General features: G+C 68.0%; 15 protein-coding genes and 1 tRNA gene. 7 read left to right on the plus strand and 9 right to left on the minus strand.

The window, feature by feature from the left end:
• Positions 1 to 41 precede the first annotated feature (41 nt).
• Positions 42 to 130, plus strand: a tRNA-Ser gene (locus ABD212_RS10015).
• Positions 131 to 160: 30 nt separating this feature from the next.
• Here the strand turns inward: ABD212_RS10015 and ABD212_RS10020 are convergent.
• Positions 161 to 2,128, minus strand: coding sequence for an ABC1 kinase family protein (locus ABD212_RS10020; protein WP_344093989.1), 1,968 nt, complete (start codon positions 2,126 to 2,128; stop codon positions 161 to 163).
• A 327-nt stretch (positions 2,129 to 2,455) separates the two neighbouring features.
• On the opposite strand from ABD212_RS10020, the gene bcp reads away from it, so the two are divergent.
• Together bcp and ABD212_RS10030 are read left to right on the plus strand one after the other, a co-directional pair.
• Positions 2,456 to 2,926, plus strand: a complete 471-nt coding sequence (gene bcp / locus ABD212_RS10025; RefSeq protein ID WP_344093991.1) for a thioredoxin-dependent thiol peroxidase — start codon at positions 2,456 to 2,458, stop codon at positions 2,924 to 2,926.
• A gap of 141 nt (positions 2,927 to 3,067) precedes the next feature.
• Positions 3,068 to 3,229 (plus strand): hypothetical protein, encoded by a 162-nt coding sequence (locus ABD212_RS10030; RefSeq protein WP_344093993.1) that lies wholly within the window; start codon positions 3,068 to 3,070, stop codon positions 3,227 to 3,229.
• Positions 3,230 to 3,422: 193 nt separating this feature from the next.
• On the opposite strand, the gene ABD212_RS10035 is transcribed toward ABD212_RS10030, so the two are convergent.
• Positions 3,423 to 4,445, minus strand: a complete 1,023-nt coding sequence (locus ABD212_RS10035) for a magnesium and cobalt transport protein CorA (protein ID WP_344093994.1) — start codon at positions 4,443 to 4,445, stop codon at positions 3,423 to 3,425.
• Between the two features lie 227 nt (positions 4,446 to 4,672).
• On the opposite strand from ABD212_RS10035, the gene gnd reads away from it, so the two are divergent.
• Positions 4,673 to 5,734 carry a phosphogluconate dehydrogenase (NAD(+)-dependent, decarboxylating) gene (gene gnd / locus ABD212_RS10040; protein WP_344093996.1) on the plus strand — a complete coding sequence of 354 codons (1,062 nt, stop codon included), beginning with the start codon at positions 4,673 to 4,675 and terminating at the stop codon, positions 5,732 to 5,734.
• A gap of 7 nt (positions 5,735 to 5,741) precedes the next feature.
• Here gnd and ABD212_RS10045 read toward each other — a convergent pair whose 3' ends face one another.
• The 5 genes from ABD212_RS10045 to ABD212_RS10065 form a co-directional block, all read right to left on the minus strand.
• Positions 5,742 to 6,653, minus strand: a complete 912-nt coding sequence (locus ABD212_RS10045) for a ribokinase (protein ID WP_344093998.1) — start codon at positions 6,651 to 6,653, stop codon at positions 5,742 to 5,744.
• Positions 6,654 to 6,693: 40 nt separating this feature from the next.
• A complete protein-coding gene (locus ABD212_RS10050) occupies positions 6,694 to 7,734 on the minus strand; it encodes a thioredoxin family protein (protein WP_344094000.1) in 1,041 nt (346 codons plus the stop codon).
• Positions 7,735 to 7,849: 115 nt separating this feature from the next.
• Positions 7,850 to 8,803, minus strand: a complete 954-nt coding sequence (locus ABD212_RS10055; protein ID WP_344094002.1) for an alpha/beta fold hydrolase — start codon at positions 8,801 to 8,803, stop codon at positions 7,850 to 7,852.
• Between the two features lie 16 nt (positions 8,804 to 8,819).
• On the minus strand, positions 8,820 to 10,034 hold the full coding sequence (locus tag ABD212_RS10060) for an epoxide hydrolase family protein (RefSeq protein ID WP_344094004.1): 1,215 nt from the start codon (positions 10,032 to 10,034) through the stop codon (positions 8,820 to 8,822).
• Positions 10,035 to 10,131: 97 nt separating this feature from the next.
• A complete protein-coding gene (locus ABD212_RS10065; RefSeq protein WP_344094006.1) occupies positions 10,132 to 11,043 on the minus strand; it encodes an alpha/beta fold hydrolase in 912 nt (303 codons plus the stop codon).
• A 166-nt stretch (positions 11,044 to 11,209) separates the two neighbouring features.
• Here ABD212_RS10065 and ABD212_RS10070 point away from each other — a divergent pair, with 166 nt between their 5' ends.
• Positions 11,210 to 14,008 (plus strand): helix-turn-helix transcriptional regulator, encoded by a 2,799-nt coding sequence (locus tag ABD212_RS10070; protein WP_344094009.1) that lies wholly within the window; start codon positions 11,210 to 11,212, stop codon positions 14,006 to 14,008.
• A 42-nt stretch (positions 14,009 to 14,050) separates the two neighbouring features.
• On the opposite strand, the gene ABD212_RS10075 is transcribed toward ABD212_RS10070, so the two are convergent.
• Together ABD212_RS10075 and ABD212_RS10080 are read right to left on the minus strand one after the other, a co-directional pair.
• Positions 14,051 to 14,194: a hypothetical protein gene (locus ABD212_RS10075; protein ID WP_344094011.1), complete on the minus strand. Its 144-nt coding sequence runs from the start codon at positions 14,192 to 14,194 to the stop codon at positions 14,051 to 14,053.
• Positions 14,191 to 14,367 carry a hypothetical protein gene (locus ABD212_RS10080; protein ID WP_344094014.1) on the minus strand — a complete coding sequence of 59 codons (177 nt, stop codon included), beginning with the start codon at positions 14,365 to 14,367 and terminating at the stop codon, positions 14,191 to 14,193. The genes ABD212_RS10075 and ABD212_RS10080 overlap by 4 nt, the downstream gene beginning before the upstream one ends.
• Positions 14,368 to 14,496: 129 nt before the next feature.
• Between ABD212_RS10080 and ABD212_RS10085 the strand changes: the two genes are divergently transcribed.
• Both ABD212_RS10085 and ddaH read left to right on the plus strand, forming a co-directional pair.
• The gene (locus ABD212_RS10085) at positions 14,497 to 14,748 is read left to right on the plus strand and encodes a hypothetical protein (protein WP_344094017.1); all 252 of its coding nucleotides are present in this window, start codon (positions 14,497 to 14,499) and stop codon (positions 14,746 to 14,748) included.
• Positions 14,749 to 14,757: 9 nt separating this feature from the next.
• Positions 14,758 to 15,519: a dimethylargininase gene (gene ddaH, locus ABD212_RS10090; RefSeq protein WP_344094020.1), complete on the plus strand. Its 762-nt coding sequence runs from the start codon at positions 14,758 to 14,760 to the stop codon at positions 15,517 to 15,519.
• Positions 15,520 to 15,533: the final 14 nt, after the last annotated feature.

The following is a 15,533-nucleotide window of genomic DNA, read 5'->3' on the forward strand; positions in this document are numbered from 1 at the left end:
ATTACTGGGCGCATCCGTTGTTCTCGCACTTTCGGATGCCTGGAGACGTCGCATAGTTCGGCCTAGTGCACCACCCTGCTAAGGTGGAGTCCCCTCACGGGGACCGAGGGTTCAAATCCCTCCGTCTCCGCGAAAAGAAGTTCCTGATCAACCCCGCCGTTCACCGGTCGACGGTGCGTCGTCGGAAGGCTCCACTGAGGCTACGCAGCAGCAGCAGCATGCCACCTAGACCGAGCACGCTTCCCAGGAACGAGAACGCCCGCACGTCCTCGGTCAGGGCGGGGCCGACATCCGACACGGCGAGGAAGAATCCGGTCGCCACGAGCGCGACGCCGACGATGGTCGCGGTGACCTCCCCGACGATGGAGTCCACCCACCGGCGGTCGTCGACGCTCTCCAAGGCTCGGATCCGCACCGAGAAGGTGCCGTCCTGCAGGGACTGCGTGATCCCCTCGATGCGGCGCGGGAGCCGTCGCAATTGTTCGGCGACGATCGCCGACTGGGCCTGCAGGTCCAGCGCGACTCGTCGCGGAGAGGAGAGCTGAAGCGCGATCTGGGGAGCCCGCGCCAACCCTCGGCCCACCATGTCGTATCCGGGCACAAGCCTGCGCAGCGTGCCCTCCAGCGAGGTCAGCGTGCGGAAGACGAGGAGCAGCGACGGCGGCATCGCCAGCCGATTCCTGCGAAGCACCTCGATCAGCGCGCTGAAGACGTTCTCGTCCCCTGGTGCATACGCCACCCGGGTGAGGATCGCGCCGATGTCGTGCTGGAGGGCGGTCTGCTCCACGCTTCCGCCGGACATCGGCGGGCAGAGCAGCAGCACGATGTCCGTGGCGGACACGTCGTCTTCGTTCGCGATCGCCACCAGCAGCGGCGCGAGGAGCCTGCGCACGCTCCGCTCGAGCACGCCGACCGCGCCGAAGTCGATCAGTGTGACCGTGCGCTCATCCGTGAGGATCACGTTGCCTGCGTGCAGGTCCGCGTGGAAGACGCCGCGCGCCGCGATCTGCTCGAATACCGAGTCGACGACGAGATCGACGACCGCGTGGGCTGCCTCCGGCTCGAGGGCATTCGGGGTGAGCCGGCTGAACGGGATGCCATCCGCCCGCTCGAGCACCAGCATCCGGGCGGTGGAGAGGTCGTCGTACACCTTCGGGATGTTCAGTGCCGCGGACCGGGACTTGGCGATCGCCTCACGGAGCATCTCGGTGTTCGCGGCCTCCACACGGTAATCCAGTTCGTTGCGAAGGGCGCGCGCGAATTCCGCCGCGAGCGCGCGCGCCCCGAGGTCGCGCGCCCACTCCGTGCGCCGCTCGGCGTCCCCCGCGAGCCGCTCGAGGATGTCCAGGTCGGTCGTCACCTGAGCTCGTGCACGCGGACGCTGGATCTTGATGACGACCCGGGCGCCGTCCAGCAGCGTTGCGGTGTGCACCTGCGCGACGGATGCCGCCGCGAGGGGGACCTCATCGACCGAGAGGAACACCTCGTCCAGTGGACGCTTCAGCTCCGCGCGGATTGCCGCCTCGGCCTCCGCCCAGGGGATCGGAGTCGAGTCCATCTGCAGCGTCGAAAGGGCCGTGATGAACTCGCGCGGCAGCACGTCCTCGCGAGATGAGAGCACCTGGCCGAGCTTGACGAAGGTCACTCCGGCCTCGTTCATTGCGGAGACGAGCGCCTCCGGAAGCTCCTCGCTGTAGCCTCGCGCGCGCTTCTGGTACAGACCCAGCCCGTGCCGGGAGGCGATCACGACGATCTGCGCGTAGCGCCTCGCCCGATCGCGCCGCTTGATCGCCTGGCGGATCACGACGATCGGATTGCGCAGCGGGCGGGTGGGGACCAGGAACTCGCTGACGACGATGACGACCACCACCACGGCGAACACCCATCCCACGATGAGCGCGAAGAAGGTCGTGACGACCGGCCAGCCGACCAGGAACTTCCCGTCGGCGTAGACATGGGACTGCTTCAGCATCCAGAGCACCAAGGGGATGCTCAGAGAGAAGACGACCAGCGAAATGATCACCGACCGCACCCACCCGACCTGGGTGTCCAAGAGGCGGCGCGAGACCCAGGTCGCGACGGCGGCGAAGGCGAGCGCTACCAGCGCGAACACGAGCCAGGTCGGCATGCCTCGATTCTGTCAGCGCGGAATCGCCAATGCGCGATAATCTGCCACGTCGGAACTCATTGAGCATTCGCGGAAACGGATCTTGACTGTGGTCGGCGCTCCTGTTTCCGGCTGCCCACACGTGCCGGCGGCTACGGGGGTGCGGCGTCTGTCCACGTTCCAACATCTCCCTCAGGCGTGTGGTCCGCCCAAGCGTGATCTCTGGACCGAGCGCGATCCAGGGCGGCGGTGAAATGCGTGTCGCATCCCTAGAAGCGCGCGAGTCTTTGGCTGAGCTGTTCTAAGGTCGGTCCGATTCCCCCAGGAAGCTCGACCTAGTGTGGGGGTATGACTCGTCTTGACTCCGGCGCCGAGGCGCCCGACTTCACGCTCGTCGATCAGGAGGAGCGTCCGATCGCGCTGAGCGGTCTGCGCGGTGATTCCGTCATCCTCTTCTTCTATCCGGAGGCGATGACTCCGGGATGCACCACGGAGGCGTGCGACTTCCGGGACAGTCTCGTTCCGCTGCAGGCAGCGGGCTACCGGGTATTCGGCGTCTCGCGCGATCTTCCGGAGAAGCTCCGGCAGTTTCGCGCGCGCGACCGCCTGACCTACGACCTGCTGAGTGACCCCGACCACCGAGTGCACGAGGCGTACGGGGTCTGGGGCGAGAAGGTCAGGAACGGTGCCACGGTGATCGGCGTCATCCGCTCGACCTTCGTCATCGACGCTGACGGTCGCGTTCGCCACGCGCTCTACGACGTTCAGCCGGAGGGGCACGTCGCGCGCCTCAAAGACCTGCTCAGTATCGGCCGCTGATCTCGAACTCTCTCGGCCACCGAGGAGGAACCATGAGCGAACCGCGCATCGTGATCGTCGGATTCCCCTCTGCCCAGATCCTCGACATCACGGGTCCGCTCGAGGTCTTCTCAACCGCTTCGCGCTTCCTTCGGCACGCGCGTGACGAGCAACTCGATCATCGAGAACTGCGCTCAGCTGCCGGCGAGCGTCGTCCGCAACGCCGGTCTCGAACCGGCCTACCGGCACCTCGACCCTCGGCTGTCGGCATCCGATGCCTCGTTCTGGCTCGCGATGCCCGACGAGAGCGGGAGTCACGAATGAAGGTCACCCACCACCACCTATTACGAGTCGCTGGTCACATCGCTCGAAGTCCGGCGTGAGCCGGCAGTCGACGCGAATGGGCTCGTGCACGCGCCGGCCGGACCCGGCATCGCCCTCCCCCCAGGGCTCGACTACCCGAGCATCCTTCATCCCTACGTCCGCGCCGCGTGAGCGCTGACGAACTGCTTCGCCCTCAGAGCCAGCGACGCGTGCGGAAGAGGACGTAGAGCCCGAGGCCGGACGCGACCATGATGACGATCGCGATCGCAAAGCCCCACGGCGACGACTGCCACGGCATGACTTTGAAATTCATGCCGTAGATGCCTGCCACGAGGGACGGTGCGACGACGATGGCCGCCCACCCCGAGATCTTCTTCGCCTGCTCGGCCTGCCCCAAGCTCGTCTCGGTGAGCCGTCGCATCTCGTCATTCTGCTGCTGGGCCACGAGTGTGCTGTGCGTCATCAGCGCGTTGGCAAGCGTCTGACGGAACTCCTCCGCCTTCTCGGTGATGCTGACGACGTGATCGAGCACATCGCGAAAGGATCGACGGAGTTCCAAAGCGTGTGATTCATCTTGCGCCGATCGGAGGTCGTCGCGCAGTGTCGCGAGGATCGTCGTCAGGGGCCGGATTGCGCGTTGCAGCTCCATGACTTCGCCGGCAAGGTCGTAGATCCGCTTGGCGACCGCCCGATCCCCTGAGAACAGCTGGAGTTCGATCTCCTCGATGTCGTTCCCCAACCCCTCGATGACGGGTTCGTACTCGTCGACGACTTGATCGACGATCGCATACAGCACCCCCAGCGGACCTCGTTCGAGAAGCTCGGGCGCACTCTCGAGTCGTGCGCGCACGCGCCGAAGATCCGGCGATTCGGCGTGACGGATCGCGATGACGAAGTTGAGACCCACGAAAAGATGCACCTCGCCGAACTCGACGGTCTCGTCCGCGTCGATGTACCGGGCGGGACGGAGCACGACGAACCGGGTGTCGGCGTAGCGATCGAGCTTGGCTCGCTGGTGGCCGGTGAGGGCGTCCTCCACAGCGAGCTCGTGGAGTCCGAACTCGGCGACGGCGAGACCGAGCTCGTGTTCGTCGGGTCGGTAGAGCCCGATCCAGGCGAACCCGCCGAGTTCGTCCAACGCTTCGAGGGTTCCGGTGAGAGTCGCGGGGCTCGCCACCCGCCGACCGTCCACGTAGATCGCGTCATCGACCAGCACGCCGTCAGTCTCCCACTCAAGGACCCCATCGGCCATTGGATCGCATGCAACGGGCCGGTGCAGATGCCGCGTCCGACGCACGACGTGGGGAGCGGCTGGGACGGGTGAGCGCGCGATCGAACTGGCGCCCGCCGCGGTGAGAGAGGATGATGCCGTCCACGCCGGCATCGATCAGGGACATTTCGGTCCTCGACGTCGTGAACATCTCAACCACTTGGAGGAGCAGCATGCGATTGGGAATGATCGGCCTCGGCCGGATGGGCGCGAATCTGGTGCGTCGACTGATGCGCGACGGCCACGAAGCCGTGGTGTTCGACGTCAGCCCCGAGGCGGTGGCCGCACTCGCCGGCGAGGGCGCCGTGGGCATCGGCAGCATCGAGGAGTTCGCCGCCAAGCTCGAAACACCGCGAGTCGTCTGGCTGATGATCCCCGCCGGGCTGACCGGCCGAGTCGTCGACCAGGTCGCGGAAGTGCTCGCGCCCGGCGACATCATCATCGACGGCGGCAACTCGAACTACCGTGACGACGTGAGGCGCGCAGCGAAACTCAAGGGACGCGGCATCCACTATGTCGACGTGGGCACGAGTGGGGGAGTGTTCGGTCTGGAGCGCGGGTACTGCCTCATGGTCGGCGGACCCGACGAGGCGGTGGCCGTCCTCGACCCGATCCTCAAGACGATCGCCCCGGGCTCGGGGGAGATCCCCCGCACGCCGGGACGCGAGGGCGACTACGCCGCCGAGGAGCAGGGGTATCTGCACTGCGGCCCCTCCGGAGCAGGGCACTACGTGAAGATGGTGCACAACGGCATCGAGTACGGGATCATGGCGGCGCTCGCCGAGGGGCTGAACATCCTGGACAACGCGGATGCCGGCATCCGCGAGTCCGAGCACTCCGCGGAGGTCGCGCCACTCGAGGAGCCCGAGTTCTACCAGTTCACGATCGACACCACGAAGGTCGCCGAGCTCTGGCGGCGCGGCTCGGTCATCTCATCGTGGCTGCTCGACCTCACCGCGGCTGCGCTCACGGCCAACCCCACTCTGGACGGACTCGCGGGTCGCGTGTCGGACTCGGGTGAAGGGCGGTGGACCATCAAGGCCGCGGTCGACACCGGGGTGCCGGTGCCCGTGCTCGCGGCATCCCTCTTCGAGCGATTCGCGTCCCGCGGCGAGGACCACTACGCCAACCAGCTGCTCTCTGCGATGCGGCTGCAGTTCGGCGGACATCAGGAGCTGCCCGCCGGAGACGTGCTGGAGGCGGGCAGCCGAAAGGCAGACTCGTCGACCGCGTAAGCCGAGGTCAGCGAGCGAGGATCGAAATGAAGTCGGGGTAGCTTTCCCCGGCACCCTCGTGTCGAACGCTCTCCGAGGCTGCCTCGACGCCCGCTCGGACGGAGCTCGGGAGCGTGCGTCCGAACGCCAGCGCCGCGGCTGTCACTCCCACGAAGGCATCCCCTGCGCCCGTCGAATCGATGACATCCGAAATGGATGGTGCCGCGATGTGCAGTGCCCCTGATTCGGTGACGAGGACCGCGCCCCTGGCGCCGATCGTGACCACCGCCGAGCGGCAGTATCCCAGGAGGCGGCTCGCCACCTCCGCGATGTCCTCGGGGCCACCCGGCTGTGCGCCGAGCAGTTGGCCCGCCTCGACCTCATTCAGGATCAGCGGGTCCGCCACCGAGAATTCCGCAAGCCATCGGGTGAACGGGGCAAGATTGACGATCACGCGGACTCCCACCCGAGAGGCTGCGACAACCGCCTCGGCGGTGAAGGTCATCGGCATCTCACCCTGAACAACGAGGACCGCGGCGTCGGCGAGGGCGGCGGCGGCTTCGAACCTCTCCAGCCGGGCGTTGGCGCCGGGATCGACGATGATGAGGTTCTCGCCCGCGTCGTCGACGGCGATCACCGCAGAACCTGTCGCAGCTCCGCGGATGACCTGCACATGCTGGGCATCGACGCCGGACGAGGCGAGCACGCGGAGCGGGTGGCGGGAAGTGCGGTCGTCGCCGACCGCGCCGACCATGGTCACCCGGCACCCCGCGCGTCGAGCGGCCATCGCCTGGTTGGCTCCCTTGCCTCCGAGACGCACGGAAGAGCGGGACGCGATGAGAGTCTCGCCCGGCGCCGGAAGATGCGGAACCCGCAGAAACGTGTCCACGTTGATGCTGCCGGCCACGACGACATTTCCGAGCCGAGGATCGCCTGTCATGTAGTTCTCCGTCGATCGTGAGGAGAGTTGGAAGACGGCATCAGCCGAACGTGAAGCAGTACGCCTCCACGCCTCCGCCCTGGAATTCGATCTCGACCACGTGATCGCGGACTCGACCCGACTGCCGGATCAGCTGGTACGTCTTCTGGTCCTGGACGACACCGCTGCCTCCCGAGTCCACATCCGTGCCGTGCGCGTCCTGCGCGGGCTGCCCGTCGATGCGCACTCGGAATGGGATGGCGGATCCTGCAACCGTCGGACCCATGACGAGGTTCACGTCGCGCGCGTGGAACGCGAACGCGACTCGGCCGCCGGCGCCATTCAGCACCGCCGCGTGACGGGCCTGCGTCCACTCCCCGACGAGAGTCCAGGTGTTGAGGGAGAGCCGAGCGTCACCGCCGTAGACGTGCGGGCGGTCGTAGAGACCGGCGTCCTCTGAGGCGAACCCGGTGCTCTGCCCATATCCGAGGTAGGTCTCGGGTGACCGCAGCGAGGCCCAGTCCGCGGCCGCTTCCAACCCCTCGGGTTCGACCATCACCAGGTCGAGATCGACCTCGCCCGCCCCGGAGGCCACGAGAAGCCGCTGGATCACCATCTCGGTGCGCGGATACTCGCCTTCGCCGAAGTGGTGGTGGCGCAGCCGGCCGTCGGCATCCGCGATGTAGATCGCGGGCCAGTAGCTGTTCGCGAAATCGCCCCAGACGCCGTAGTCGCTGTCGACGGCGATGGGGTATTCGACGCGGAGGTTGCGCGACTGCCGGGTGATGTTGTCGAGGTCTCGCTCGAACCCGAACTCCGGCGTGTGCACGCCGATGATGGTCAGACCCGCGGATTCGTACTTGTCATGCCAGGCCCGCAGGTACGGGAGCGTCCGGAGCCAGTTGACGCAGGTGTATGTCCAGAAGTCGACGAGCACGACACGTCCACGCAGCCCGTCGGGTGTGAGCGGGTCGGAGTTGAGCCAGGTGGTGGCCCTGGCGAAAGACGGCAGTCCTCCCTCGTCCGGGAGGATCTCCTCAGCACCCGCCAAACGGTGCGCGATGGAGCGGAAGAGCCCGGTGTGAGCCTGTTCGTCGGACACGATGAATCTCCTCTGTCGTCATCAGCCGTTGCGTGGTGTCGCCATCCCTTGTTGCAGATGCTGGTACGTCGCCGCGGCGTCGGCAAGACCAACGGGCGGCAGTCGGTTCGCTTGTTCACGACACGACCTGCGTCGACATTCGCTCGACGTCGATCACGGCCTCGGCGAAGGCCCGGGGCGCTTCCTGCGGCAGGTTGTGGCCGATGCCGCCGGCGATGACCCGGTGCTCGTACGGGCCGACGAACGCGGTGCGATACGTCTCGGCCTCAGGATGCGGTGCGCCGTTGGCATCCCCTTCGAGCGTGATCGTCGGGACCGTGATGGGCGGGCGTTCGGCCAGCCTTCGTTCGAGGTCGTCGTACGCCGCCGCCCCATCAGCGAGCCCCAGCCGCCAGCGGTAGTTGTGGATGACGATGTCGACGTGGTCGGGGTTGTCGAACGACTTCGCCGTCCGCTCGAACGCCCCATCGGCGAATCGCCACAGCGGCGACGCGGTGTGCCAGATGAGCCGCGCGAACTCCTCTCGGTACTGCTCGTACCCCGCCCGCCCGCGCTCTGTGGCGAAGTAGAACTGATACCACCACGAGAGTTCGGCGGCTGGTGTCAGCGGGCGTTCGCCGAGTTCGCGGCTGCCGATCAGGTAGCCGCTGACCGAGACGAGTCCGCGGATCCGCTCCGGCCACAGGGCCGCGAGCACGTCGGCCGTGCGCGCGCCCCAATCGAAGCCGCCTACGACGGCCGAGTCGATTCCGAGTGCGTCGAGCAGTGCGATCGCGTCGACCGCGAAGACGGACTGCTGGCCGTTGCGGGCGGTCTCCGGCGAGAGGAACCGGGTTGTGCCGTAGCCGCGCAGGTGCGGCACGAGCACCCGATAGCCGGCCTCGATGAGCATGGGCGCGACCTCGGCGTAGCTGTGGATGTCGTACGGCCAGCCGTGCAGGAGGAGGACCGCGGGGGCGTCGGCCGGGCCGAGGTCGGCGAGCCCGATCTCGAGCTCGCCGGCCTTGACCGGCACGATCGGTCCCAGCCCGCCGAGTGGAGCGGAGGTGTGGTCGGTCGTGGTGTTCATGTTCGGACCTCTTGCCTCACCGCAGCGATCGGAAGGCGGCGCGCATCTCCTGCGAGAACAGCTCGGGCTGCTCCCACGCGGCGAAGTGCCCGCCCCGGTCGAGCCGGTTGAAATGGATGAGGTTCGGGTATGCCTGCATCGCCCAGCTGCGTGGCGCGGCGTAGATCTCGTCGGGGAAGACGCTCAACGCGGTCGGCAGTGTCACACCCTTCGGGGCGAAGAACGCGAGCTTGCTCTCCCAGTACAGGCGCGCCGAGGACACTGCGGTGTTCGTGAGCCAGTAGAGCGTCACGTTGTCGAGGACATCATCAGTCGTGAGCCCCTCGGTTGCCCCGGCGAAGACACGGGCGATCAGCTTGTAGCTGGCCGCATCGTGATCCAGCATCCATGCCGCCAGCCCCACCGGGGAATCCGCGATGCCGTACAGCGTCTGCGGCCGGTTTCCCATCTCCTGCGCGTAGGCGAGCCCGTGCGCGTAGAAGAAGGCGAGCTGATCCCAGGCTCCCCTCTCGTCGGAGGAGAGTTCGGCGGGCGGCGGATCGCCGTTCGTCAGAGCGGCCTGGATCGAATCGGGGACGGTGGCCGGCATGTTGGTGTGGATGCCGGCAAGCCCTTGGGGCTCGAGGAGCGCCAGCTGCTCGGTCACCGCGTTGCCCCAGTCGCCACCCTGCGCCACGTATCGTTCGTAGCCGAGTCGCCGCATGAGCTCGGCCCAGGCGTGGGCGATGCGGATCGGGTCCCAGCCGGGTGCCGTGGGCTTGCCCGAGAATCCATGTCCGGGAAGCGACGGGATGACGAGGTCGAAAGCGTCCGCGGCGGTCCCGCCGTATGCCTCCGGGTCGGTGAGGGGGCCGATGATCTTCAGCTGCTCAATGATCGAGCCGGGCCAGCCGTGCGTGACGATCAGCGGCAGCGCGTCCGGATGCGGTGAGCGCACATGGATGAAGTGGATGTCGAGCCCGTCGATCGTCGTGACGAACTGCGGCAGAGCGTTGAGGCGCTGCTCGACACCCCGCCAGTCGTAGCCGTTCACCCAGCGGTCGGCGAGCGCCTTCAGCACCGTCAGCTGGACGCCCTGCGAGGCGTCGTCGACGGTCTCGTGCTCCGGCCATCGCGTTTCGCGGACACGGCGTTGCAGGTCGTCGAGATCGGCTTTCGGGAAGTCGACGGTGAACGGACGGATGGTGTCGTCTTGCAGGTTGGCCTCGAGTGGGGCCTCGGTGGTGGTCATGATGTTCCTCCTCAGGATGCTGGCCGTATGGTGGGTTGGTGTCGGCCGGGGCTGCCGACGGTATCGCCTCGTCGGCCGGCCCCGGCCGGGAGAATCGTCAGTCGTTCTCGCCGCCTTCGTCGGGGGTGAGGAAGTCGACCAGCAATTCGTTGACGCGTGCCGCCTCGTCGTGGTGGACCCAGTGGGACGCGTTCGGCAGACGCTCCACGCGGGCCAGGTTGGGGACGTCCTCGTGGTGCGGTTCGGCGAGGTCGGGGCCGAGATACCGGTCGCCCTGACCCCAGATCACCAGCGTGGGCGCGGACATCGGCAGAACCTTCTGCTTCGATCCGAGCCGCACGGCCGCGCGGTAGTAGTCGATCATCGCCTTCGCTGCTCCTGGCTGAGACCACGCCTCGATGTAGCGTTCATTCTCCTGCTCGGTGTACTGCGGGCGGGCGTCGCGCTGGAAGCCCTTGAAGAACTGCCAGCCGTTGCGGCGCGCACGCCGTTCGGGCAGTCCGGGGAACTGGAAGTAGAAGAAGTACCAGCTCCGCAGCAGCTGGCGCGGGCTGCGGAGTCCTTCGTTCAGCTTGCGCGGGTGAGCCGCGTTGAGGATGACGAGTCGGTCGACCACCTCGGGGTGGTTCATCGCCAGGGTCCATGCGACCGATCCGCCCCAGTCGTGGCCGACGACCGTCGCGGACTCGGCGCCGAGGGCGAGGATGAGCCCGCGGATGTCGGCGGCCGGCTTGTCAGCGGTGTAGTCGGTGAAGGCGTCCGGCTTCGACGAGAGGTTGTAGCCGCGCAGGTCGGGCGCGACGACCCGGAAACCAGCCTCCAGCAGCGGTGCGAACTGCTCGCGCCAGCTGTACCAGAATTCGGGGAAGCCGTGCAGCAGGACGACGAGCGGTCCACTGCCGGCCTCGACGTAGTGCAGCTCGACGTCGCCGATCTCTGCGAAGCCCTCGCGAAGGCGGGTGCCGGTCTTGGTCGCCGAACCGGTGAGGGTGTCGAATGTGTTGTTCATGTCAATCTCCTTTCAAGAGATCTCGTTGGTGATGACCACATCGTCTTCCCGAATCCGGCACCGTCGCGCCAGGGAGACACCCGGGTGCAGCCACGGGTGAAGACCCCTGGCCCTCTTGCCGAAGGAGGCGGCGATACCTACTGTCGGAGCGGGTGATGGGATGCCGATGACGAGTCACGAAGAGAGTCCCGCACTGCGAGGCAGGCGCGCCGAGCGTGATGAGCTGCATCGCGTCCTGGCCAGGGCGACATCCGGTCACAGCGAGGTGCTCGTGGTCCGGGGCGAAGCAGGCGTGGGCAAGACCGCCCTGCTCGAGGACCTCGTCGAGCAGGCGGACGGCTTCACCATCGTTCGCGCGACGGGCGTGGAGTCGGAGGTCGAGCTCGCCTACGCCGTCATCCAACAGCTGTGCACTCCGTTCCTTGCGGGCATTCCTCGCCTTCCAGAGCCTCAGCAGCAGGCACTCGGCACGGCGCTCGGCTCACGCAGCGGCACGCCGCCGGATCGGTTCCTCGTCGGACTCGCGGTCCTGGGGCTGTTCGCCGAGGCGGCGGAGACGACCCCTCTGCTGTGCGTGCTCGACGACGCGCAGTGGATCGATACCGCATCAGCGCTGACGCTCACCTTCGTCGCGCGGCGCCTGGCCGCTGAGCGGATCGCGATGGTGTTCGCCCTGCGCGACGGGCTCGATGTGCAACAGGCGGGCGATCCGTTCGACGATCTTCCCGCGCTGCTCGTCGGCGGCCTCGCGGACGCGGACGCCGCGGCGCTGCTCGACGCGGTGGTCGCCGGGCAGCTGGATCAGCGTGTGCGCAGCCGGATCATCGCCGAAGCGCGCGGGAACCCGCTCGCGCTGCTCGAGCTGCCGCGGGATATGGATGCCGCCGAGCTCGCCTTGGGGATCACCTCCGTCAGCCGCGGTCCCCTCAGCAGTCGGCTCGAACGAGGCTTCACCCGGCGTCTGGATGGACTCCCGGCTGCGACGCGGCAGCTGATGCTGATCGCGGCCGCGGAGCCGATCGGCGACGTCACCCTGCTGTGGCGTGCGGCCACGCGGCTCGGGATCCCGGAGGACGCCGCCATCCCGGCGCAGGATGCCGGCATGTTCGAGCTCGGTGCGCAGGTCCGGTTCCGGCATCCGCTGATGCGGTCCGCGGTCTACCGCGCTGCCTCGGAGACCGATCGGCGGCGTGCGCACGAGGTTCTGGCCGAGGCCATGATCGGCGATGCGGACGCGGACTGCCTCGCCTGGCATCGGGCGGAAGCCGTCGCCGGCCTGGATGACCGCGTCGCCGGTGAGCTCGAGATCGCTGCGGTGCGCGCCCAGGCCCGCGGTGGCTGGGCGGCGGCCGCCGCGTTCCTGACGCGATCCATGGAACTGACAGCTGATCCCGGTCTGCGTGCGCGCCGGGCGCTGGCAACGGCGAACGCGCGGCTGCAGGCCGGAGCCGCCGATGCGGCGCGATCCATGCTGGCGGTCGCCACCGCCGGACCGCTCAGCGATCTGGATGGCGCGCGGGCGGAACTGCTCGGAGCCCAGATCTCATTCGTCTCCACGCGCGGTCGGGATGCGCCGGCGCTGCTTCTCAAGGCGGCGAAGAGGTTCGAGCCGCTTGACGCGGCGGTGGCCCGCGAGACCTACCTCGACGCGTTCACAGCGGCGCTGTTCGCCGGGCGCCTGGCCGGCGGCGGCGCGGCGCTCGATGATGTCGCACGGTCGATCGTCGACGCGCACTGGAGCGACACCGGCAGGAGACTCCCGTCCGCATGCGAGCTCCTCCTCGAAGGCCTCGCGACCGTGGTCGTCCACGGCTACGCCCTTGGCGTGCCGATGCTCCGGGACGCGCTCGCCGCCATCCGGAGCGACCAGCTCGACGACGACGACGCGTTGCGATGGCTGTGGCCGGCCTCGCGGGCGGCGCGGGCCGTGGGTGACGACGCCGCCTGGCTGGAGCTCACGGAGCGGCATGTGACGGTCGCACGGCGCACCGGGGCCCTCGCCGTCCTGCCGATCGCCCTCAGCGAGCGTTTCAGCGTGGAGCTGTTCACCGGAGACCTCGATGCCGCCCTGGCTCTGGCTGCCGAAGCGGACGCGGTCGCCGGGGCGACCGGCAACGGGATGAGCCCGCACGTCGCGTTCCTGCGGGCCGCGTGGCGCGGGAACGAGACCGAAGCCCGTGCGCTGATCGACGCCAGCAGCAAAGACGTGTCGGCGCGGGGGGAGGGGCTCTTCCTGATGGGGACCGAATGGACCAGCGCCGTCTTCCTGAACAGCCTCGGACGATACGACGAAGCCGTGGCCATGGCCGAGCACGCCGCGGAGCATCCCTTCGAACTCGGGCTCTCGACGTGGGTGTATCCGGAGCTGGTCGAGGCGGCGGCGCGCAGCAACCAGCCCGAGCGCGCCGTCGTTGCGCTCGACCACCTCGCCGAGATCGCGCGCGCGAGTGGCACCGACTGGTCGCTCGGGGTTCTGGCGCGCTGCCGTGCGCTGCTCAGCGCTGACGATGTCGCGGAGAGCTTGTATCAGGAGGCGATCGATCGACTCGGGCGCACCCGCATCCGCGTGGCATCGGCTCGGGCGCACCTCGTGTATGGCGAGTGGCTGCGCCGGATCGGGCGTCGGATGGATGCGCGCACCCACTTGCGCGTGGCACATGAGTTCTTCGCCGAAGTCGGCATGGAAGGGTTCGCGGAGCGCACCCGCCGGGAGCTGTCGGCGACGGGCGAAACCGTCCGCGCCCGGTCGGTCGACACCTCGAACGAGCTGACGGCGCAGGAGGCCCTCATCGCGAGGCTCGCCGCAGAGGGCCGCAGCAACCCCGAGATCGGGGCGCAGCTGTTCATCAGCCCGCGCACCGTGGAGTGGCATCTCGGCAGGGTCTTCACGAAGCTCGGCGTCGCATCACGCAAGGCCCTGCGTGCCGCGCTCGCTCCGACCGCCCCCGGACTCGGAGGGCTCTAGGTTCGGGAGCCCGCGGCGCGTGGATGTCGGGCGGGACCCGGACTACGACACCTGGACCCAGTGACGCACCAGGTCGTCGCGCTCGACGAGGAACCGATCGTCTTCCGGGTAGTAAACGGCGGTCTCGATGTCGACGCCTGCGAAGCCCTTGATCGCCTCGAGGCTCTCCCAGCGTGAGACCGTCACATCTCGGTCGTGCCGTCGCCGAGGTCTCTGGTGAGCATCCACGCGTCGAGATTGCCGGGAGTCTCCCGATACTCCGTCATGCCGGTGCGCTCGATGTAGGCGACGTACTCATCAGCATCCTCAGTCCGCACGCTGCCGCGCCACATCCGGACAATGCCCTTCTGCTGTGCCATGCCGCCATTGTGCGCGGAAGACGGATCCTGTGCATACGGCTGCCGCGGCAGATGTCGAGCGAATCCCGCCGGCCTCCCGACGGAGCAGTCAGCGGCAGCGTCAAGAATCCTGGCCTCCTGTGGTCGGCGATGATGACGCGTGCCACGATGTTGCGCATGGAGACATGGGTCTGGTGGGAGCGTCTTCCGCCGCCGACGCGCGAGTGGCTGATCGATCACAATGGCGAGTATCTGCCCGCCGATGTCGTTGACGAGATCGTCGATGCGACCGGCGGCAAACCGGAAGAGGTGTTCGCCGTCTCCGAACCGGACGAGCCGCGGAGGCTCGCCGACAAGGTCGTCGATTGGATCGAAGCGGTCGCCAATGGGGAAAGCGTCTAGCCTGAACGGATGCCTCGCCTTCTCGTCCGCCGCCCGTCGCCCCGCCTCGCCGAGGGCGAGATCACTCATATCCCGCGCCTCGCCGCCGACGCCGACCTGGCGTTTCGCCAGTGGGAGGCCTACGTCGACGTCTTCCGCCAGCGCGGCTGGGAGGTCATCCCGATCGATCCGGCCGATGACCATGCCGACGGGGTGTTCGTCGAAGACACCGTGGTCATGTTCGGCGACGTCGCGGTCCTCACCCGCCCGGGTGCGGATTCGCGCCGTGGCGAGATCGACTCGACGCGGATCGCGCTCGAGCGGGCCGGCATCCCGTTCCTGTCGATCCAGGCACCCGGCACGCTCGACGGCGGCGACGTGCTCAAGGTCGCTCGCACCGTCTACGTGGGGGCGTCGCTGCGAACCGACGCAGACGGCATCGACCAGCTGAAGGCGCTCCTGTCGCCGCGAGGATGGGATGTCGTGACCGTGCCGATCACGAAGGTGCTGCATCTCAAGAGCGGGGTCACCGCGCTGCCCGACGGGACGGTCGTGGGGTATCAGCCGCTCGTGGACGACACGGCGGCATACCCGGTGTTCCTCCCTGTGCCCGAAGAGCACGGCACGGCGGTCGTGGTGCTCGACGCCGGCTCCGTGCTCATGTCCGCCGACGCTCCGCAGACCGCCGCGCTGTACCGTGGCCGCGGCCTCGAGGTCGTCACCACGCCGATCACCGAGTTCGAGAAGCTCGAGGGCTGCGTGACCTGCCTTTCCGTACGCGTGCGGGACTAGCGGGGTCGACGGCG

Origin of the sequence: Microbacterium deminutum, from assembly GCF_039530205.1 — a bacterium.
Taxonomy (GTDB): domain Bacteria; phylum Actinomycetota; class Actinomycetes; order Actinomycetales; family Microbacteriaceae; genus Microbacterium; species Microbacterium deminutum.